Genomic DNA, 20,375 nt, shown 5'->3' on the forward strand with positions numbered 1-20,375 from the left:
ATGACACCAAAGCATGAAGTCGAAGCGTTCATCAAGAGTTTCGTGAGTGACCTCGAGGAAGACAGTGTTGCCATCTTCGCTGGAGCCGGAATGTCGAAGGCATCCGGGTACGTAGATTGGCCGGAACTGCTTAGAGACATCGCGGCTGAGTTGGGGCTAAGGGTTGAGCTGGAGCACGATTTGATTTCTCTAGCACAATTCCATGTCAATCAACGGAAGACCAGCGACGGCCTCGCGAAGAAGATCTTGCAGGAGTTTTCGGAGCAGGCCGAACTTTCGGATGTCCATAAGGTCATCGCTCGGCTGCCAATTAAGACGTACTGGACCACGAACTACGATACCCTAATCGAGGACGCGCTGCGCCAGGCTGACCGTGTCGCTGACATCAAATCGGACGTGGATGATCTTTCTACCATCCGCCCGAAGCGAGATGCTGTCGTCTACAAGATGCACGGAGACGTTCGTTCTTCCGGTAAGGCAGTGCTCTACAAGAAGCAGTACGAGACCTACTATAAAACGCATGAGCGGTTCGTGACCGCTTTGAGCGGGGATCTTGTCTCCAAAACATTCTTGTTCATCGGTTTCAGCTTTACGGATCCCAATCTCGACTATGTGCTAAGTCGACTACATGGCGGCGGGGCGGGGAAGAAGACCCACTACTGCTTCATGAAGGCAATTGCGCGCGATGACAAAGACGACGACGAGGCGTTTCGCTACAAGCAGCGAAAGCAAGAACTTCGAATCGATGATCTTAAGCGTTTCGGAATTCAGACGCTGCTTGTTGGCGAATATGATCAGATTCCGCAGATCCTTCTCGAAGTTGAGAAACGCTTTCTCAAGAAAACTATCTTTGTGTCCGGTAGCGCGGAAGAGTACGGCACTTGGGACCGCAACGCAGCGCTTGGCTTCGTTCACTCTCTAGCTGAGGATTGCATTAAGGCGAACCTGCGAATCGTCAACGGATTTGGTTGGGGGATTGGTAGTTCAGTCATCAATGGTGCACTGAAAGCGATTTATGCGAATCCGCTGAAGTACTCAGAGGATCAACTGATATTGCGTCCATTTCCTCAGCATGGTGACAACATGCAGGCGCTCTGGGAAGAGTACCGTCAACGAATGATATCGCTGGCAGGTATCGCCATCTTCATGTTTGGAAACAAACTACAGGATGGAAAGATCGTCCCGGCCGGTGGTGTTCGCCGGGAGTTTGAAATTGCGATCGAGCACGGCCTCGTACCGATTCCTGTAGGTGCGACTGGATACATGGCTCGGGAGTTGTGGGTGGAGGTAATGAAGGATCCGAAAAAATACTATTCCGGCATCGAGTGGATCATTCCATTGGTCGAAGAGCTGGGAAAGGAATCGGCGGATCCTTCGGAGCTTCTCAAGACTGTTGTTAAAATCTTTAAGCAGCTAAATAAATGAACAATATTAAGCGAAAAGTTTTTTACAGCTTCCACTTCGATAACGATGTGTTTCGTGTTCAGCAGATTCGAAACATGGGTGTCATCGAAGGTGATGAGCCCGTACAGCCGAACACCTGGGAGGAGATCAAGCGGAAGCCGAGTGGCGTAGAGCGCTGGATCGATGACAATCTGCAGGGAAAGTCGTGTTTGATCGTGCTCGTTGGCTCTGAGACTGCGAACCGCCCATGGGTAAAGTACGAGATCAAGCGCGCCTGGGAACTTAGTAAGGCGATCTTCGGGATCAACATTCATAACCTCAAGTGTCCAAAGGCCGGGACGTGCTCGAAAGGGCGAAATCCGTTTGATGGGATCACGTTTAAGAAGGCAAATGGTCAAATCTATGTGCCGACGGTCTACGAACCCTCATCCACGGACGCATACAACGACATCAAGCAAAAAATCTCTGGTTGGATTGAAGCTGCAATCAAGGGTGCGGCCTAGACCAGTCCACTTGGCGGGGCCTTGAGTGCCCTGTCTTCCTGAGTTCAGCGGTTGCGCGACCGCGACATCGGTCGAGTCGTGCGCGTCGATCCACATGAGGAGCTGACATGAAGGCCGGAGTATGTAGGCTTACTGGTCAGCATGGAATTTTCCTGAAATCTCATATCATCCCGGCAGCGCTCACCCGCAGGGAGAAGGGCGAGGCCTTCATAGAAGCAGGCCTTGGCCGCGAGCCAAAGCGGGCATGGAATAGCTGGTTCGATGCCGAGCTCGTTAACCAGGACGGCGAGAAGATCTTGACGGCCCATGATACGTGGGCCATTAATTTCTTGCGCAAGCATCGGATGATTTGGAGTGGTTGGGGAGCGGAAGATGAGCTTGAGCCTTCCTCCGACCCCAATACCACTTTCGCCGTAGTCGATCGAGAAAGAGGCCTCGGCATTCGCAGCATCAGCGATGTTGATGCCCGGCCGCTTCGATTGTTCTATTTGAGTCTGCTTTGGCGAGCTGCGGCGACCCGGCGGTCGGAATTTGCTGAGGTGTGCTTAACATCAACCGAACTAGAAACACTTAGGCAGATCGTTACGGGAGAGTGCGCTGATCGCTTCGACCTTTTTCCGATCGCTCTCACCCAGCTTAGTACACGTGGACCACTTCACAACCTGACTCCAATTCGAAGCACCCAGGACTTCGTTTGGCAGAGAAGCAGCCAGTAACGCTTAACACTTACCGCTTTTACTTCGATGGTCTCATCGCGCATATGTATTTGCCGTCGAGTGAGCTCGATGTTTGCGCGACGATGAGCGGGATTGCTGTAGGAAACGAAGCACGGGAACTCGTTATACCCACCGTAGAGTACGAAAAGTCGTTTCAGCTAAAGAACGTGATGAATCTCGCCACGGAAACAGCCACTCGTTGGCCTGAGAAATCGACGCATCTCCGGAATGCCAGCGGGAAGCGGCGGTCGGTCTAATTCGACTGACTCCGTTTGGGTGCGTTGGTAGATTCGTCCGGAGGGTGTAGCGGACGACCCCGAGCCGGTGCCGTCCGCAAGGGAGGGCTCTAGCCCTCAGGCGTTGGTTACTTCTTTGACCTTTGCTTCGATCGCCATCGGTGCGATTGCCTTGATGCGGCGGACCTTTGCGGCGGCGGGCTTGGCCGGCGCTGGGGCTGTCTTTGCGGACGATACCGGCATGTCGCCCTTACTGCCTCGAAAGAGCTTGGCCCCATGGTTATCGCCATGATGACAGCGGAGATCATCTTGGATGGTCGTGAAACGTCGGAGGCGGACGAGATAGTGTTTGAGGCTGCGGAGCTTCTGAGAGATCGAGATTTTGGCGCACTGTGCGCCTGGCTTGAGCGCGGGCGATTCAATTCGCCAGCCAACAAAGCTGGACCAGCAAGTGAACGCTTGATGCCTAACAAGTTTCAGATCAAATCCAACCCGTCGCGGCTTTGACCTTCCGACGACTCCGGCAGATCCCCATCTTCCGGCCACCACTCGGGTGGCCAGGGCCTCCAACGAGGTCCGTCCACACTTGCCTGCAATTGAGCGAGCACGGGATCTGTACGCTCAAGCTCTTCCCGCACGACACGAATCCACACAGCAACGCGTTCGTTATATGGCTCAACAAATTCGTTGCAACGCACGGACAGACCGTCAAGAAACTCCCGCAGCCGAGCAATCTTTTCGTGCATCTCCACAATGCTTAGCGCCTGCTTGAATACCTCCTCGCGTGCTTGAAGCCGTCTGCGCACCCGTGCTTCCTCTTCGGCTCGCTTACGGCTCTCTTCCTCACGCGCTTCTCGCTCCCTTCTTGATATGCGCTGCAACGGCACTAACGCCAGTATCCCGTGAGTAATCTCACGCAGTTGCTCTTGCAACTTCTGCCCCGTGGCCTCCCAAATCTTGCTGGCGCTATATTCTGTGCCCTTGACCCTCAGCGAAAAGCGATCTGCTGGCTCGGATACATATTCGCTGGCCCACGACTTTTCCTTTCGGAGGTTTGCATATTCTGACGCTGACAGCTTCTTTCGGTGATAGCCCTGGACAAACTCCATGGCAAAGCGTTCGCCGCCCATGACGAGTTGTACGCGATTAGCTTGGCTACTTCCCGCTCTGCGGCCAGAATCCCCCTTGGTCCACTCAGTTTTCATGCCAGCCGCATTCAGCGCTTTCAGCAGACCATCATGGAAGCGCAGGATCCACTCCATGCTATCGAGGGAAGCTGTAATATTCAGAACACCCTCTCTGAACAACATGTAGCGGCCGTGCTCGCCGTACGGCGGATTTTCTTCCTCCGAAAGCCTTGACCATTCACCCAGTTTCCGTCGAGCTTGCGCAGCTATCAGCTTCGGCGTCCTATCCATCAAACGCTTGGTTGCCACGACCAAGGGGTGCGGTCGCTCGAGAACGGCCGGCATGACAACCTCGACCTCGCGAACAGCATTCTCAATTTCTGTTCTAATCGCGCTCTCGCGCTGGTCTCGTAGCGACTTCTGTCTCGCACGCTCCTCGGGATCATCAGTCGCGAAATCCACCATCGTGTCCAACTCAGGAGCCGGCAAGGCAATCTTTTGCGGGTGCTTTCCTGCCTGGAGCTTCGCCCAATATCCTCGCGGTGGCACTGGTATTGCATTTCGTCTGCAAGCCTTCGCCAATCCCGCATCGGAGATGCCTAATTCGGTCGACAGCTTGGAGACGGGCTTCTCCCAAACCATTTTGTATAGTTCGCTGCGCTTCAATGCCATTCTCCAGGTGAAAATGATGTGTTCCACGGTCTGTGCGACACCATCAAAGACCCGCCCTACCTTGCCTCCGCTACGCCGACAGTAACCGATCAGCTACGTCAAGCACGATGCTGACCGGTTGAATCCGCAGTGTGGATCCCAGGCCGCGAGTGTTCGAAGCCTGCCTAGCTTTTCAGCCCTCCAATCGAGGAGTGTGAACCGCCCATGGGTAGAATCTGGGGACTTCGTCAGCGGTCAGCTCGTTGATCTGTAAAATTCGCAGATTAATGCTGGGGGCATCCCCGGCCGAGACCAACGCACGGCCCACCCACACCGATGGCAATCAAGAAATCCGAGCTCTACTCTTCCCTCTGGGAATCCTGCGACCTGTTGCGCGGCGGTATGGATGCCAGCCAGTACAAAGACTATGTGCTGGTACTGTTGTTCATCAAGTACGTCAGCGACAAATACGCCGGTCAGCGCTACGCACCGATCACCATTCCCGACGGTGCCAGCTTCGCGGACATGGTGGCCCTGAAAGGCAAGCCGGACATTGGCGACCAGATCAACAAGAAGATCATCGGGCCGCTGGCCGCAGCCAACAAGTTATCGGACATGCCGGACTTCAACGACACCGGCAAGCTCGGCACGGGTGCGGAAATGGTCACGCGCCTGTCCGATCTGATCGCGGTGTTCGAGAGCCCCGATCTGGATTTCTCGAAGAATCGTGCCGACGGCGACGACATTCTCGGCGACGCATACGAATACCTGATGCGCCACTTTGCTACCGAAAGTGGCAAGAGCAAGGGGCAGTTCTATACGCCTGCCGAAGTCAGCCGCATTCTGGCTGCCGTCATCGGCATTGGAAGTGCCAAGACCAGCACCGAAACCACCGTGTACGACCCGACATGCGGTTCCGGTTCGCTGCTGCTGAAAGTAGGAGACGCAGCGCATACAGACGTCACCCTGTACGGTCAGGAAAAGGATTCGGCGACCAGCGGTCTCGCGCGCATGAACATGATCCTGCACGACAACCCCACAGCGTTGATTGGCCAGGGCAACACGCTGACCGACCCAAAATTTCGGGACGGCGCGTCCCTGAAAACGTTCGACTTCGTGGTCGCCAATCCGCCGTTCTCGGACAAGCGCTGGAGCACGGGGCTTGACCCGCTTCATGATCCGTACGGGCGATTCGATACGTTCGGTGTGCCGCCGGCCAAGCAGGGCGACTACGCCTATCTGCTGCATATCGTGCGCAGCCTGAAATCCACCGGCAAGGGCGCGTGCATCCTGCCGCATGGCGTGCTGTTCCGTGGCAATGCGGAAAGCGAGATCCGCCGGAACCTGATTCGCCACGGCTACATCAAGGGCATCATCGGCCTGCCGGCGAACCTGTTCTACGGCACCGGCATTCCCGCCTGCATCATCGTCATCGACAAGGAAAACGCCCAGGCCCGCAAGGGGATCTTCATGATCGATGCCAGCAGCGGCTTCATCAAGGATGGTCCGAAGAACCGCCTGCGCGAACAGGACATCCACCGCATCGTGGACGTGTTCACCCGCATGGACGAGAGCGACCCGCGCTATGCGCGACTGGTCGGCCAGGATGAAATCGAGAAGAACGACTTCAACCTGAACCTGCCGCGCTACATCGACAGCAGCGTGGCGGAAGACATCCAGGACCTTCATGGCCATCTGCAGGGCGGCATTCCACTCGCGGATGTAGACGCCCTGAACGACTACTGGGCCGTGTGCCCGCAACTGAAAGATGCGTTGTTCAAGCCACTACGCGAAGGCTATGTCACGCTGGCCGTGGACAAGGTGGATATCAAGCCGACGATCTTCCAGCATCCGCAGTTCGCCGGCTACCTCAGCGACATGGGCCGGCACTTCGATGCTTGGCGAGCAGCCACTGTTCCCACACTCAACGCGCTGGATACAGGTTTCCACCCGAAGCAGTTCATTGTGGGGCTGGCCGATGGCCTGCTGGAACACTACGAAGGCAAGCCTCTGGTGGATGCCTACGACGTGTACCAACACCTGATGGATTACTGGGCGGAAACCATGCAGGACGATGCTTACGTGCTGGCGGCCGATGGCTGGGTGGCGCGGACATACCGCGTCATCGAGAAGACGAAGAAAGGCAAAGGCGAAAACGCCAAGGTCGTGGAGAAGGACAAGGGCTGGGCCTGCGACTTGGTGCCGAAACCATACATCGTGGCGCGCTACTTCGCGGCCGAGCAGACTGCGATTGACGAAACCAGCGCCGCGCTGGAGGCCGCCAGCAGCGCACTGACCGAGCTGCAAGAAGAGCACAGCGGGGAAGACGCCGTGTTCAGCGGCTTCGACAAGATCAATGCGGCGGCGGTGAAGGAGCGCATCAAGGAGATCGGCAAGGACCCGGATGCGGCCGATGAACTGGCTGTGTTGAAGCAATGGCAATCGCTTGCCGATAAAGAAGCCGTGCTGAAGAAAAAGCTCAAGACGCTGGAACTCGAGCTGGACGCCAAGGCGTACGCGCGGTACCCCAAGCTCACGGTGGACGAGATCAAGACGCTGGTGGTGGAAGACAAGTGGCTTGCTGCCTTTTCTGCCACCGTGTTAGGTGAACTGGAGCGCGTATCGCATACGCTCACCAGTCGTGTGCGGGATCTGGCCTTACGCTATGAGTCGCCATTGCCAGTATTGGTGGATGAGGTTGCTACGTTGTCTGCCCGCGTTGAGGCGCATCTGCGCAAGATGGGGGCGGTGTGGAACTGAGGACGGGGTACAAGCAAACTGAAGTTGGTGCTGTCCCAGCGGACTGGGATGTGTCACCGCTTGGACGATTGGTTACGTCCGTCGAATATGGCTCGTCAGCAAAGTCCAGCACGAAGGGTTCGATGCCAGTGCTGCGCATGGGCAACTTGCAAGGCGGCAAGATTGATTGGAACGACCTTGTTTACACCGATGACGAGAGAGAAATTGCGAAGTACGCGCTTCGCCCCGGCGACGTTTTGTTCAATCGCACGAACACGATTGACCTTGTGGGCAAGACATCCATCTATTGCGGAGAAGAGCCTGCGATATTTGCTGGCTATTTGATTCGCATAAACGCCAAGAAAGATCTCTTGGATTCGTGCTTTCTCAACTACACGCTGAACACCGAATTTGCCAAGAAATACAGCCTCAAGGTTTTAAGCGTTGCCGTCGGCCAAGCGAACATCAACGGCCAAAAGCTCAAGACCTATCCTATTCCACTTCCCCCTACCGTCGGCGAGCAATCCGCCATCGCCGCCACCCTGAACGACGTCGATGCCCTGCTGTCTGGCCTGGACAAACTCATCGCGAAGAAGCGCGGCCTCAAGCAGGCTGCCATGCAGCGATTGCTTACTGGAAAGACTCGGTTGCCGGGGTTTAAGCTCAAGGCTGGCACAAAGCAAACCGATGCGGGTGTTATCCCGGAGGACTGGGATGTTTCACCTGTTGGTCGAGAATTTGACGTGAAACTCGGAAAAATGTTGGATGCCGAAAAGAACGTCGGTGATTTGAAGCCATATCTGGGAAATCGTTCAGTTCAATGGAATCAGATTGATGTCAGTGATTTGCAACTGATGCGCATGACCCGCTCCGACATGGAACGATTCCGTTTGCGTAAGGGGGACTTGCTGGTATGTGAGGGCGGGGAGGTTGGGCGCGCCGCGCTTTGGGATGAACCCATCGAGGAATGCTATTACCAAAAGGCTTTGCATCGGCTACGTCCGCTTAGAGGCTTTGATTCACGTTTGATGGTTGAAATGCTCCATCTTTGGAGTAATGCTGGCACTCTCGATAATTACGTGACCCAAACGAGCATTGCACATTTACCGCGGGAGAAGTTTCTGGAGGTGCCGATGCCAGTTCCTCCGCTTTCTGAACAATCCGCCATTGCCGAAGTGCTTTCTGACATGAATTCCGACCTATCGCTGTTGGAGGCGCGACGAAACAAAACCCGCCTGCTCAAGCAAGGCATGATGCAAGAACTGCTGACCGGCAAGACACGACTGATCTAGAGAACTCCAATGACGGACGAAATCGGCAAATCAGAAAAGGCCACGCAGAATCGCATCATCAAGCTGTTCACCGAACAGCTAGGCTATGCCTATCTCGATGACTGGACCGATCGCACCGGCAACAGCAACATCGAAGAAGGCCTGCTGACGGCCTATCTGACCGAAGCCGGCTATCGTCCCGCGCAAATCAGCCAGGCCATCTACCGCTTGAAGACGGAGGCGAACCATCCGCAGCGCAAGCTGAATGTGAACAACGAGGCGGTCTATCAGCTTCTTCGTTACGGCATCCCGGTGAAGGTCGAAGGTGACAAGGTAGCCGAAACGGTCTGGCTCATCAATTGGGACACGCCGTCCAGGAACCACTTCGCGATCGCCGAGGAAGTTACCCTGAAAGGCGGCTTCAAACGCCGCCCGGACATCGTGCTCTACGTCAACGGCATCGCCATCGGCGTGTTGGAGTTGAAGAACAGCCGCGTGAGCATCGGCAATGGCATCCGGCAAAACCTGTCCAACCAGTTGCCCGAATTCAACGAGTGGTTTTTCAGCACGGTGCAATTCGTTTTCGCCGGTAACGACTCGGAAGGCCTGCAGTACGGCACGACGGGCACGCAGGAGAAATTCTTCCTCCAGTGGAAGGAGGACGAAGCCCACAATAGTGGCTACAAGCTCGACAAGTACCTGCTGAAGATGTGCGAGAAGGCTCGGCTTGTCGAGCTGATGCACGACTTCATCCTGTTCGACGGCGGCGTCAAGAAGTTGCCGCGCGTACACCAATATTTCGGCATCAAGTCCGCGCAGGAGCACGCGCGCAAGCGGCAGGGCGGCATCATCTGGCACACCCAAGGCGCAGGCAAGAGCATCCTGATGGTGTTGCTGGCCCGCTGGATTCTAGAGAACAATCCGCATGCACGCGTGGTCGTCATCACCGACCGGGACGAGCTGGACAAGCAGATCAAGCGCGTCTTCGAAAGCAGTGGCGAAAAAATCCATCGCACCAGCAGCGGCCGCGACTTGATGACCCAGTTGAGCCAGCCGGCTCCGCGCCTGCTGTGTTCGCTCGTGCACAAGTTTGGCGCTGGCAAGGGCTTGGGCGATGGTGACTTCAATGCCTTTATCAAGGAACTGGAATCCCAGCCGAGCGCGGCAGTAGGCGATCTCTTTGTGTTCGTCGATGAGTGCCACCGTACGCAGGGCGGACGTCTGAACCGCGTGATGAAGGCGATGATGCCGTCAGCCGTGTTCATCGGCTTTACCGGCACCCCGCTGCTGAAGAGCGATGCGGCGACCAGCCTCGAAGTGTTCGGCGGCTACATCCACACCTACAAGTTCAGCGAGGCGGTTGAGGACCGTGTGGTGCTGGATCTGGTCTATGAGGCGCGGGATATCGACCAGACACTCGGCTCCCAGGAAAAGATCGACACGTGGTTCGAGGCCAAGACGAAAGGTCTGAACAACTGGCAGAAGAACGAACTGAAGAAGCAGTGGGGCACGATGCAACACGTACTCAGTTCGCGCTCGCGCATGGATCGCGTGGTCGAGGACATCATCTACGACTTCAGTACGAAGTCGCGATTATCCACCGAGCGCGGCAATGCGATGCTCGTGGCGTCCAGCATCTACGAGGCGTGCAAGTATTTCACGCTGTTCCAGAAAACCCCCTTCAAGGGTAAATGTGCGGTCGTCACGTCGTACAACCCACTGGCAAAAGACGTGACGCTGGAAGAAACCGGCGCAAATACCGAGACCGACAAGCAGTTCATCTTCAACACTTACACCGACCTGCTGGCCGACGTGCAGCCGAAGGCCGGTATGTCGAAGACCGAAACCTATGAGGATCAGGCCAAGGCCCGCTTCATCAAGGAGCCGGCCGGCATGAAGCTGCTGATCGTGGTGGACAAGCTGCTGACGGGCTTCGACGCGCCACCATGCAGCTACTTGTATATCGACAAGTCCATGCAAGACCATGGCCTGTTCCAGGCCATCTGTCGCACCAACCGGCTGGATTCCGACGACAAGGATTTTGGCTACATCGTCGACTACAAGGATCTGTTCAAGAAGGTCGAAAACGCCATCGCCGTGTACTCGTCCGAGCTGGACCATAGCGCAGGCGGCGTCGAGCCGGAAATCCTGCTTCAAAGTCGTGTACAGAAGGGGCGTGAGCGTCTGGATGCGGCACTTGAAGCATTGGCGCTGCTGGTCGAAAAGGTGGCCCCCCCCAAGGGCGAGCTGGAGTACATCCACTATTTCTGCGGCAACACCGAGATTGCCGATGACTTGCGGGCGCGCGAGCCGCAGCGCGTTGCCTTCTATACCGCTGTGGTCGGTCTGCTACGTGCCTATGCCAGCATTGCCGATGAACTGGATGAGGCCGGGTACGATGCGGCGCAGCAGGCATCGATCCGGCAGCAGCTTGATTGGTACGTGAAGCTGCGCGAAACGATTCGCCTCGCGAGCGGTGAGACACTTGATCTCAAGCCGTACGAGGCCGATATGCGTCACCTGATCGACACCTATATCGCAGCCAGCGAACCACGCAAGATTTCCGCATTCGAGAACATCGGCCTGCTCGATCTGATCGTGAAGACTGGCATTGCCGATGCGATCGCGAAGAAGCTTCACGCGATGAAGGACCGACAGTCGGTGGCGGAGACCATCGAGAACAACGTTCGCAGCAAGATCGTCAAGGATCATCTGACTGATCCGGCCTACTTCGCCAAGATGTCCGCGCTGCTCGACGAGATCATCAAGAAGCGCAAGGAAAAAGCCATCGACTACGAGGAGTATCTGAAGCAGATGGCGGCTCTTGCGACAAAAGTGCAGAGCGGCAAGGCCGACGATACGCCGGCAGCATTGGATACACCCGGTAAGCGAGCGCTGTTCAACAATCTGAAAATCGCAGATGGTCATACACTTGAGCAGGCGCTGGCACTTTCACTCGAAGTGGATGCCGCCGTCAGGCGTGTTCGCCCCGATGGTTGGCGTGGTGTGTTGCCGCGCGAAAACGTCATCAAGCAGGCGCTGTGGGACATCCTGAAGGACGATACGGAAGTGGAGCGCATCTTCCTGATCATCGAAGCGCAGCGGCAGGAGTATTGAACGTGGAGCCATCCAGCAGCATCGACCTCGGCGAGCTGAGTGTCGATGTGGTGAGGAAGGACATCAAGCATGTCCATCTCAGTGTCTATCCGCCGGATGGGCGCGTGCGTATTTCAGCGCCCCGGCATATGTCATCTGACCTCATCCGGGTGTACGCCATTACCCGGCTGGACTGGATCAGGCGGCAACAGCGCAAGCTGCTAGCACAGGAACGTGAAACGCCGCGCGAATATCTGGACCGAGAGAGTCACTACGTTTGGGGCAAGCGCTATCTGCTGCGAATTGTGGAAGCCGACGCCGCGCCGACCGTGAAGCTGAAGCACTCCACGCTCGAACTTGTAGTGCGCCCCGGTAGTGATGCTGGCCGGCGCCGTGAACTGCTTGATGCGTGGTATCGAGAGCAGCTACGAGGTGCTGTGCCGCCATTGCTGGAAAAATGGCAGCCGTTGCTGGGCGTCACGGCGCGACGTATTCTCGTGCAGCACATGAAGACGAAGTGGGGAAGCTGCAATCCGGTATCCGGCAATGTTCGGCTGAATACGGACCTGGCACGAAAGCCATCAGACTGCCTGGAATACATCCTTGTGCATGAATTGGTGCATCTGATCGAACCGACCCATAATGCGCGGTTCCAGTCGCTGATGGACCGGTTCATGCCGCAATGGCGGCAGATTAGGGACGAGGTGAACCGGTTGCCGGTACGTCATGAGGACTGGTCGTATTAGCGCCGCCAACAAGACCCCTGAACGCTCTCTCGAATTGCTGTCCGCCCAGTCCCGCGATAGCACGTATCTGGATGCCGCCCTTGACCCTGATTGAGCGATCGGTGTCGGCGGCGTACAAACCACGACCTGACTTACGTTCCTCGCATTAGAGCCGGGGGGATGGCTGCCTCCCGCTCGAAATCTAGTCGCCAGTCTGCTTTTATTTAGTACGGTCGTACAACGGCGCGTAGGTCAGCGGCGCGTCATTCTTTGTCTCCTCAACGCTGAAGGACATCCTTTAGCATAGAGCGGATGCCTTCTAGAGAGGCACTGTCCGGTCTCCCTTATTGTCAGTGCGCCATACGGCTTGGCCGCGTTGCATGTTCCTCAATTCGCGCTCGACCTCGGGGATTGGATGTAGGTAGGAATTCGAGCCGCATGACAGCACCGCTTGGATGTCAGGAAACGATGCGCACCAATCCTTGGCATCCGGTTTTCCCGCACGCCCACCGTGATGAGGGGCTACGAGCACGCAAGGTTTGCCACCGTACGAACTCCTGGCGACATCGAGAATCTTTTCATAGTGATGGTCGCCGGTAAGTAGCGCGATCCGACGTTCTCCCTCTACGCCGATCACAATACCGGTCTGGTTCCTGGACCCTCCTGGCGTCGCTCTAAATGCTGTAAAACGACCTTGCCGTAGGACAGCTTTCAACACGATTCTTCGTCCTGTGGTCGCGTCTGCACCCGCCGGAGGGACAAGGTGGAGGGGGATGCCATGACCCTGGAGGCTCTTACGCACTCGGTTGAAAGTGTCGGTGTTAGGCGTTTGGCTTGGGGCGTATACGTTCTTGAGCTTTTTCAGGTCAGCGGGCGTGAAACCTAGGATGGCGTGATAGTGATCTACGTCCCAGTGACTGATGACAACCGTGATCGGCCTCTTGTCTGAGCCAATGCTCATACGTTGCACTAGCGCCTGCACTTGCGCGGAGCTAAATGATCGGCTGGCTCCAACGTCATAGATCAGTCGATGGCGCGGTGTAGTGATCTCGTTCCAATTGGCATGACCGCAATTGACTACACAAAGCTCGATCTTGGGGGTGGTGCCCTTAGGAAAATCAATTGCCCTTTCACTTGAATGGGCCCAGAGAGGCCCTGTCAAAAACGGCGATGCATCAAGTTGCCGACGCGTCTTGATGGCTCCGCGGAGAAACGCGCCACCCTGATCTTCCGGCTGTACGGATTCGTATTGCATTGCTCGGAAGAAGTCGGGAGGGATGTCGTACCAGGAGCCGCTACGAAAGCTCTGGTGCCGATCTGCGACATACTCGATCGATAGCATAGATGCTGCGGGCTCGCCCTCATCCCGCTCACCGATCTCACTTCGCATCTCCGCGACAAGATCCCGGTGATCCTCAAAAGAAGCGAAGTCGAAAATGACTTTGCGAAGTTTGGTCTTCGCGTCGTATTCGGAATGCTGTGCAAAAAACCGCATATAGGAGTGGACGGAGTAGGGGCGCCGGCGCGACTGCCGATTATTACCGAAACGGCACCCTTTGCGTTGTAGTGGATAGGCGGGCTAGCCTCGCGTCTGGCTCCGCAGAGTGTCTTGTGCCCCGTTCGGGCAATGCGGCGGACGTTTCTCACGTGCGAACCTCTCGTGGTCGAGAAATCGACCCACCCTTTGCAGTATCGCCATGGCCCTATGGTGGGCCGTGGCCTTTCTGATCTGCCACTTCGCCTATCGCGTCTACTCCGCCCCACTATTGGGGATGCTGATCCTATGGGCTAGCCCTTAAGATCGCGCGACCCAACAATTAGGGCGGGAGGGGTACGTGAAAGCGATGCTTGTGATAGTTCTTCCTTTGGCTATTGTCGTCATCTCCTTGTCGATGCTGAAAGGAGCGGGAATTCCTCAAAAACTTTCGTTTTGCCTGTAGAGACCCATTCTTGCGCGGGGATGAGATACGACTCTATGAATACTTGTCGTCTGCCTTAAAGGATGCTCACGTCTTTCTGCAGGTAGCGATGCCTGCGTTTGTTCAGCATAAGGGCAAATCGTAGGCCGCGAGAAACGTGTTGCGGCCCCTTTACGTCATCGAACTTGATGGCGCATCCCACGGTACAGCTACGGCTCAGAAGCGTGATATGCAGAAGAATGATGTCGTTGCATCGGCCGGTAACAGGAGGGACGTCTCAAAAATAGCACTACCAGTCTGCACACTAATGACGAAGTGACGCTCACCAAACTTCCTGTGGCAGAATGGCGAAAGGAGGCGCCGCCGGCCTGAGGCAGGTGGATCACTCGCCACGTCGCGGGCCGCAAGCGATCGCGGCCAAGAGGGAAATCACCATGATTCAAGTTGAGCCGGACGTAGGGCCGGGCGCGTTCCTGCAGGACAAGGTGGTGGGAGAGATCGAAGGCAGCTTCTTCGTTGCCCGCTATCAGCGCGGATACCGCTGGACTGAGCCGGAGGTGCTCTGCCTGCTGCGCGACCTGCATGACAACGTTGGAAAGCCCTATTGCCTGCAGCCCGTGGTGGTGCAGGCTCGGGGCGATGGTGAATGGGAACTGGTGGACGGCCAGCAGCGCCTGACGACGTTGTACCTCCTGTTCCGCTACCTGCGCGACTCGGGGCTGAAACCGATGATCGAGCTGGATTACCGGATCACCTATGAGACGCGGGCAAAGAGTGCGGAGTACCTCGATTCCCTCGATGCCGAGCGCCGCGTCGAAAATATCGATTTCCACCATCTCCATCGCGCCTACCAGTGCATCCGCGGATGGTTCGAGCAGTTTCCTCCGAATCGCCGGCAGATGGTCGCCGACGACATCTTTGGTTCGCTGATGCGCCATGTACGGATCATCTGGTACGTGGCTCCGCGCGACCTCGATCCGACCGCACTCTTCACGCGGCTGAACGTGGGCCGGATTCCGCTGGACGACGCCGAACTATTCAAGGCGTTGCTGCTCTCCGCCGTGTCGGCCGAGAGTGGAACGGCGGACCGGGCGACCGAGGTCGCTGCGCAATGGGATGCCATTGAGCGCGACCTGCGCGACCCGGACATCTGGGCCTTCATCAGCAGCCGACCGGCCGAAACCAGGCCCACGCGGATCACGCTGCTGCTTGAAGTCTTGGTTGGGCAGGCCATCGACAACACGCCGGGCAGCTTCCGCGTGTTCGATGCGCTGCGACAACGCCTGGAGGAGTCGGATTGTCCTCAGGACGTGTGGAATGATGTGGTGGGCCTACATGCGACCGTCATGGGCTGGTTCCGCAGTCGCGACCTCTATCACAAGATTGGTTATCTCATCACGGTCGGTTGGTCAGTCGCCGAGCTCGTGCATCTTGCTCGAAAGCTCACTAAGCGCGAGTTCGAGGCTAAACTCGACGACCGGATCAGGCAGGCGCTCAATCTGACGCCGTCCGAAGCCGCGAACCTGAGTTACGAAAGGGCCGGCGACTGGACCAAGGCGGAGCGCCTGCTGTTACTGATGAACGTGGAGACCGTGCGCCGAAACCGGCACTCGACGGAGCGTTACCCATTCCGCTCGCACAAGGCGCACGCCTGGTCGCTTGAACACATTCACGCGCAGCACGCGCAGTCCCTCAACAAGGCCGAGCAATGGCGCGAGTGGTTGTGCCTCCACCGCGACGTGCTGGAGACATTGCCTGTCACGGAACCGGAGCGGCTTGCCACACGGGATCGCCTCCTAGACCGGCTCCGGAATCTACCGACCGAAATTGCCGGTGCGACCTTCAACGACCTAGCAGCGGAGGTCCAGGCGTTCTTCTCGCTGGCGGAGGAAGGGGCGGGCGCCGCCATGCATTCGGTCCACTCCATCAGCAACCTGGCGCTGCTCCCGAGCGGTGCGAATTCAGCGCTGAGCAATGCCGTGTTCGAGGTGAAACGGCAGAAGGTTATCGAAATGGACCGGCATGGGGCCTACATCCCGGTCTGCACTCGGCACGTGTTCCTTAAGTACTTCACTGGTGCGGATGCACAGCAGGTCCACTTCTGGAGCTTGCTCGACCGTGAGAGCTATCTCGACGCGATGATTGGTAGCGTGGGCGGCGCCGATTCTACGTCCAGTGGCATCGTTCGTCACTACCTGAAGCCGGAGGAGCATCTGGGATGAGGAGCCTGCAGACCTCGTACGCCGACCTATTTACGCATGTATTCGAAGGCGACGTCACCATCGCGCGCATCGAGGTGCCGATCCTGCAGCGAGACTTCGCGCAGGGGCGGCAGGACGCGCGAACACGCCGCATCCGCGAGAACTTCCTGGATGCTATTGTGGCGGCGATCACCGGAGGCCCGCCCCTGAGCCTGGATTTCGTCTACGGCGACGTCCAGGGCGATGCGTTGCTGCCGCTGGACGGACAGCAGCGCCTGACGGCGCTGTTCCTCCTGCACTGGTATCTCGCGGCTCGGTGCGATCGACTCGATCCCTCACTGCCGTGGCTGCGATTGACCTACGCGACGCGCGCGAGCGCGCGGATGTTCTGCCAACAACTCGCGAAGATCCTGCCCACGCAAGAGCAGGCGCCGCCGTCCCGCTGGATCACCGACCAGCCCTGGTTCCTGCAGACATGGGAAGACGACCCCACAATCCAGTCGATGCTGGTGGTGCTGGACGACCTCCATCGCAAGCTGCATGGCGTCGACCTGGAGCAGGCGTGGCGCCGACTGACCGATGACGAGCCAGCGGCCATTACGTTCCACATACTGCCGATGAAGGCGATGGGCCTTGGCGACGACATCTACATAAAGATGAACTCGCGGGGCAAGCCTCTCACTGAGTTCGAGCTGTTCAAGGCGCGCTTCGAGCGCTTGCTTGAGTCGTCGTCGCCTTCGTCGGCACGCGAGTTTGCCAGGAAGATCGATGGCGAATGGGCCGACGTCTTCTGGCGACCAGACGCACGCGACGGTGCGATGGATGCCGCGATGGTGCGCTACATCCGATACCTGACCGACGTCTGCGTCTGGCACGTGGGACAGGTCGCGAATCCGGCAGAGGACCTGGAAAGCCTGGCCCTTCGTATCTATGGCAGCGCTGGCGGGGATGCCGCCGCCCATGTCGACCGGCTCCTGAAAGGCATGGACGCTTGGGTAGGCGTGGAAACAAATACGTGGTTCGCGAGCAAGTTCGTCTCGCAGCATGCGGATGCCGGGCGGGGTGCGGGCCAGGTGTCGCCATTGAGGCTGTTCCGGCCTGCAGACCGCGGCAACTGCGACCTCTTCGCCGCATGCTGTCGAAGCCACGACACGGGCGCGCGCAATCGTGACTTCGGATGGCCGGAGGCATTGCTTCTTTACGCGAGCCTGCTCCATCGATTGCATCGCACCGAAGACGTAGGGCGCCGCCTGCGAGTCGTGCGCAACCTGATTGAGGGCTCCGCGGACGAACTTCGTGGAGACCGCATGCCCGAGTTGCTCGAGGACGTGCGGCGCATCATTGTCGATGGTCAACTAGACACGATCTCAGGCTTCAACCAGCGGATCCACGGGGCAGAGGAGCGCGCCAAGAGGGAATTGCTCCAAGCGCATCCGGCGCTCGAACCGGTAGTCTTTGAATTGGAGGATCACCCGCTGCTCCGTGGTTGCCTGGTCGCGTTCGAGCTCGACGCGCAAACCTTACCGCGGCGCGCGCGTGCCTTTGCGGAACTGTTCTCCAGTGAACGGCTTTTGCCGTTGATCACGGGTGCGCTGCTGGCCGCCGGCGACTACGCGATCCGAGTGCGTGGACGGTTCTTTCTGTTCGGATCGTCGCGCAACTTGGCGCCGTGGCGCGACGTGTTCTCCGCCACGTGGCGCGAGGACATGGGGGCGACGCGCGAGGCGCTCAGCCGCCTGCTCGATCATGTTGCCGCGCGCGGCGAGGCTTCGGTGCCCGATGCCTTGCAAGGATTCGTGGACGACTACCTGTCGCGGTGCGAGCAGGCGCAGCGACACGACTGGCGCTACTATTTCGTCAAGTACGACGCCATGCGAGAAGGCGCATCGGGTCGATATGTAGGTATCGACGGGCGACTGGGATACTCCGTCTGCATGCTGGACAAGCAGCAAATGAACAGCTACTACCGCGATCCATATCTGCACGCGGTCCGCATTCATAGCGGTGCGCACGACGACCTTGTCGACAAGGACTTCACCGGCTATGAGACTGTGCCGCGGTGGATGCCTTTGAAAAAGAGTGACATCGCCTTGCGTGCAGTTGCCGAGGGCTTTCATGTACAGGTCCCGAGCTCGGTGGACGGCGAGGCGGCGCGCCACGTGCTCGCCGCGCATGGCGCGACCCCAACCGACGGACGATGGTTGCTCTCGATCCCTCAGGCGCCATCATCCGATGGGCCCGTCGATACAGTCGATCGTGTGCAACGGGGAGCCGCGCTGGTGCGTGCTCTCGTGGAGGCAGGTTACTAGGCGCCGCATGGCCACGCCGTCCGGACCGATGGTCTTCGACCACGACGGATGGGCGAGGTGCGCGGGGCGCGCTCACGCCCCGGCCCGGGAAGCGAGCAAACAGGTGGCGGATAGCCCTGCTGCGGGGAGCTCGTAAAGTTGCGGGTTGGTCCCCGGAAGGGTGCGGCAGGTGAAGGATCCACTAGCCATCACGCTAGACATTCTGCGCGTTCTGTCTACTCTGCCACAGGCGGCATTAGGCGGCTTTCGCGTCCGGCTAAGACAGGTGATGCAGGGCGCATTTATGGGCAATTATGGATTGGCCATAATTATGGTCAGCCCATAATTCCACAACGACATGAAACCTAAGGCGAGCGGGACGCCACTTCGAAGGCGGCGAGCTCCTGGGCGAGTTCCGCCGGGTCGTAATCGACGATATATTGCGTCGCCGCACGGTATGCCAGCGTTTCATCCAGCGCCGCTTCCGCGGCCCGCGTCGAGGCCACCACCCGCGCGACCAGGATCAGGGGCCGATTGCGCCAGGCGCGCGTGCGGCGCTGGGCTCGTATTTTCATGGTGGCCCGTAGTCGGACCACGTCCGACCGTCATCTCGAACAAGCCGGTCAGGATGATTGCCGAAGCGCGGCAGGTCGTCGATGCCGACCGGCTCATCGTCCTCGGGCCGGGGGCCCACCTCGGCGGCCCACAGACGCCCAACCTTCGCATAGTCGCCAGCGCTCATGGCTGTGTAAATTTGCGCGAGTAGGTCCAGTGACAGACCCCGGCGGCGCAACAGCCGGCCCCGGGGATACTTGGCAGCGGCTTCCCGCAGACGGCGCAGGTCCTCCTCGCTAAGGGGCCCATCATCGGGTTCGTACCTTGGTGTGGTCATGCCCGGTACCTCTCGATTTGTGCGGTCGGGTCTGGTTCTGTCGCTCCAGCTTTTAGACGGCGATGGCTGGTCGGCGACTCAGGCGCCCAAGATCCTAAAGGCGCCGGTGACTAGGGGACGCTTTGCTCCTACCCCGGGGAGTGGTCTGAGCAGCACTGCTAGCCCGAAAACTGCATAAGTGCGCTCAACCGGCGGTGAGTTCCCATGCTACGCCACCCTCGTCTCCGCGCAAGTTGGAGGGCAGGCCACGCTGCCTCCTATTGTGCTGTCTGGATTTCAAGTCCAGTCATATCGAAGGTATCTTTAGTCACCTTGAAGGCTTTGCCGTCAGACGAAATTTTGACCGTTCGGCTTGAAATGGCTACCGGACGAGAGAAGGTCGAGGCCCGTCGCCAACCCATTGCGCTCGGCCTATGTCGACCTCGAGCCTTCAAGTTGCCCGGTGGTCAATGGTCAATGGTTCTTGGCATGCTGAGGCGCTTTGCATAGCGATCCTTTCAGGCTTGCTTTTTCACGCCGGCCGCCGCGAAAGTGGCTGCCATGAATTCACGCAGAGGCATGGCGTGGCTCCGTGGCGTCGTCCTGTGCGACCGCCTCAAGGAGGTCG

Annotated in this window: 15 protein-coding genes; 11 read left to right on the forward strand and 4 right to left on the reverse strand. The window is 58.0% G+C overall.

Annotated elements, in window-relative coordinates; all coding sequences use genetic code 11:
* The 4 genes from J8I82_RS23475 (at position 1) to J8I82_RS23490 (ending at position 3,366) form a co-directional block, all read left to right on the forward strand.
* Complete coding sequence (locus tag J8I82_RS23475; RefSeq protein ID WP_209761265.1) at positions 1–1,425, forward strand: SIR2 family protein; 1,425 nt, start codon at positions 1–3, stop codon at positions 1,423–1,425.
* Positions 1,422–1,907 carry a TIR domain-containing protein gene (locus J8I82_RS23480; protein ID WP_209761266.1) on the forward strand — a complete coding sequence of 162 codons (486 nt, stop codon included), beginning with the start codon at positions 1,422–1,424 and terminating at the stop codon, positions 1,905–1,907. The genes J8I82_RS23475 and J8I82_RS23480 overlap by 4 nt, the downstream gene beginning before the upstream one ends.
* Before the next feature lie 107 nt (positions 1,908–2,014).
* Entirely contained in the window at positions 2,015–2,623 is a 609-nt protein-coding gene (locus J8I82_RS23485; RefSeq protein WP_209761267.1) for a hypothetical protein, read from the forward strand.
* 512 nt (positions 2,624–3,135) lie between these two features.
* A complete protein-coding gene (locus J8I82_RS23490; protein WP_209761268.1) occupies positions 3,136–3,366 on the forward strand; it encodes a hypothetical protein in 231 nt (76 codons plus the stop codon).
* On the opposite strand, the gene J8I82_RS23495 is transcribed toward J8I82_RS23490, so the two are convergent.
* Positions 3,336–4,685: a hypothetical protein gene (locus tag J8I82_RS23495; protein WP_209761269.1), complete on the reverse strand. Its 1,350-nt coding sequence runs from the start codon at positions 4,683–4,685 to the stop codon at positions 3,336–3,338. The two genes, J8I82_RS23490 and J8I82_RS23495, sit on opposite strands and share 31 nt — an antisense overlap.
* 288 nt (positions 4,686–4,973) lie before the next feature.
* Between J8I82_RS23495 and J8I82_RS23500 the strand changes: the two genes are divergently transcribed.
* Genes J8I82_RS23500 through J8I82_RS23515 form a run of 4 tightly spaced genes read left to right on the forward strand, consistent with a single transcriptional unit; the run spans position 4,974 to position 12,489 of the window.
* Positions 4,974–7,397 (forward strand): type I restriction-modification system subunit M, encoded by a 2,424-nt coding sequence (locus J8I82_RS23500; RefSeq protein ID WP_209761270.1) that lies wholly within the window; start codon positions 4,974–4,976, stop codon positions 7,395–7,397.
* Positions 7,388–8,668: a restriction endonuclease subunit S gene (locus J8I82_RS23505; protein ID WP_209761271.1), complete on the forward strand. Its 1,281-nt coding sequence runs from the start codon at positions 7,388–7,390 to the stop codon at positions 8,666–8,668. The genes J8I82_RS23500 and J8I82_RS23505 overlap by 10 nt, the downstream gene beginning before the upstream one ends.
* Positions 8,669–8,677: 9 nt before the next feature.
* The gene (locus J8I82_RS23510; RefSeq protein WP_209761272.1) at positions 8,678–11,764 is read left to right on the forward strand and encodes a type I restriction endonuclease subunit R; all 3,087 of its coding nucleotides are present in this window, start codon (positions 8,678–8,680) and stop codon (positions 11,762–11,764) included.
* The gene (locus tag J8I82_RS23515; protein WP_209761273.1) at positions 11,761–12,489 is read left to right on the forward strand and encodes a M48 family metallopeptidase; all 729 of its coding nucleotides are present in this window, start codon (positions 11,761–11,763) and stop codon (positions 12,487–12,489) included. Before J8I82_RS23510 ends, J8I82_RS23515 begins: the two co-directional genes overlap by 4 nt.
* Before the next feature lie 298 nt (positions 12,490–12,787).
* Here the strand turns inward: J8I82_RS23515 and J8I82_RS23520 are convergent, their stop codons facing one another.
* On the reverse strand, positions 12,788–13,963 hold the full coding sequence (locus tag J8I82_RS23520) for a ComEC/Rec2 family competence protein (RefSeq protein ID WP_209761274.1): 1,176 nt from the start codon (positions 13,961–13,963) through the stop codon (positions 12,788–12,790).
* Positions 13,964–14,544: 581 nt separating this feature from the next.
* Between J8I82_RS23520 and J8I82_RS39650 the strand changes: the two genes are divergently transcribed.
* From J8I82_RS39650 to J8I82_RS23535, 3 genes are all read left to right on the forward strand, one after another.
* Complete coding sequence (locus tag J8I82_RS39650) at positions 14,545–14,706, forward strand: DUF2726 domain-containing protein (RefSeq protein ID WP_209761275.1); 162 nt, start codon at positions 14,545–14,547, stop codon at positions 14,704–14,706.
* 115 nt (positions 14,707–14,821) lie between these two features.
* Positions 14,822–16,609, forward strand: coding sequence for a GmrSD restriction endonuclease domain-containing protein (locus tag J8I82_RS23530; protein WP_209761276.1), 1,788 nt, complete (start codon positions 14,822–14,824; stop codon positions 16,607–16,609).
* Positions 16,606–18,897, forward strand: coding sequence for a DUF262 domain-containing protein (locus J8I82_RS23535; RefSeq protein ID WP_209761277.1), 2,292 nt, complete (start codon positions 16,606–16,608; stop codon positions 18,895–18,897). The genes J8I82_RS23530 and J8I82_RS23535 overlap by 4 nt, the downstream gene beginning before the upstream one ends.
* Before the next feature lie 344 nt (positions 18,898–19,241).
* Here J8I82_RS23535 and J8I82_RS23540 read toward each other — a convergent pair whose 3' ends face one another.
* Positions 19,242–19,451: a hypothetical protein gene (locus tag J8I82_RS23540; RefSeq protein WP_245180026.1), complete on the reverse strand. Its 210-nt coding sequence runs from the start codon at positions 19,449–19,451 to the stop codon at positions 19,242–19,244.
* Complete coding sequence (locus J8I82_RS23545; protein ID WP_209761279.1) at positions 19,448–19,768, reverse strand: hypothetical protein; 321 nt, start codon at positions 19,766–19,768, stop codon at positions 19,448–19,450. Before J8I82_RS23545 ends, J8I82_RS23540 begins: the two co-directional genes overlap by 4 nt.
* Positions 19,769–20,375: the final 607 nt, after the last annotated feature.

Source organism: Cupriavidus consociatus, assembly GCF_017814975.1.
GTDB classification, from domain to species: Bacteria; Pseudomonadota; Gammaproteobacteria; order Burkholderiales; family Burkholderiaceae; genus Cupriavidus; species Cupriavidus consociatus.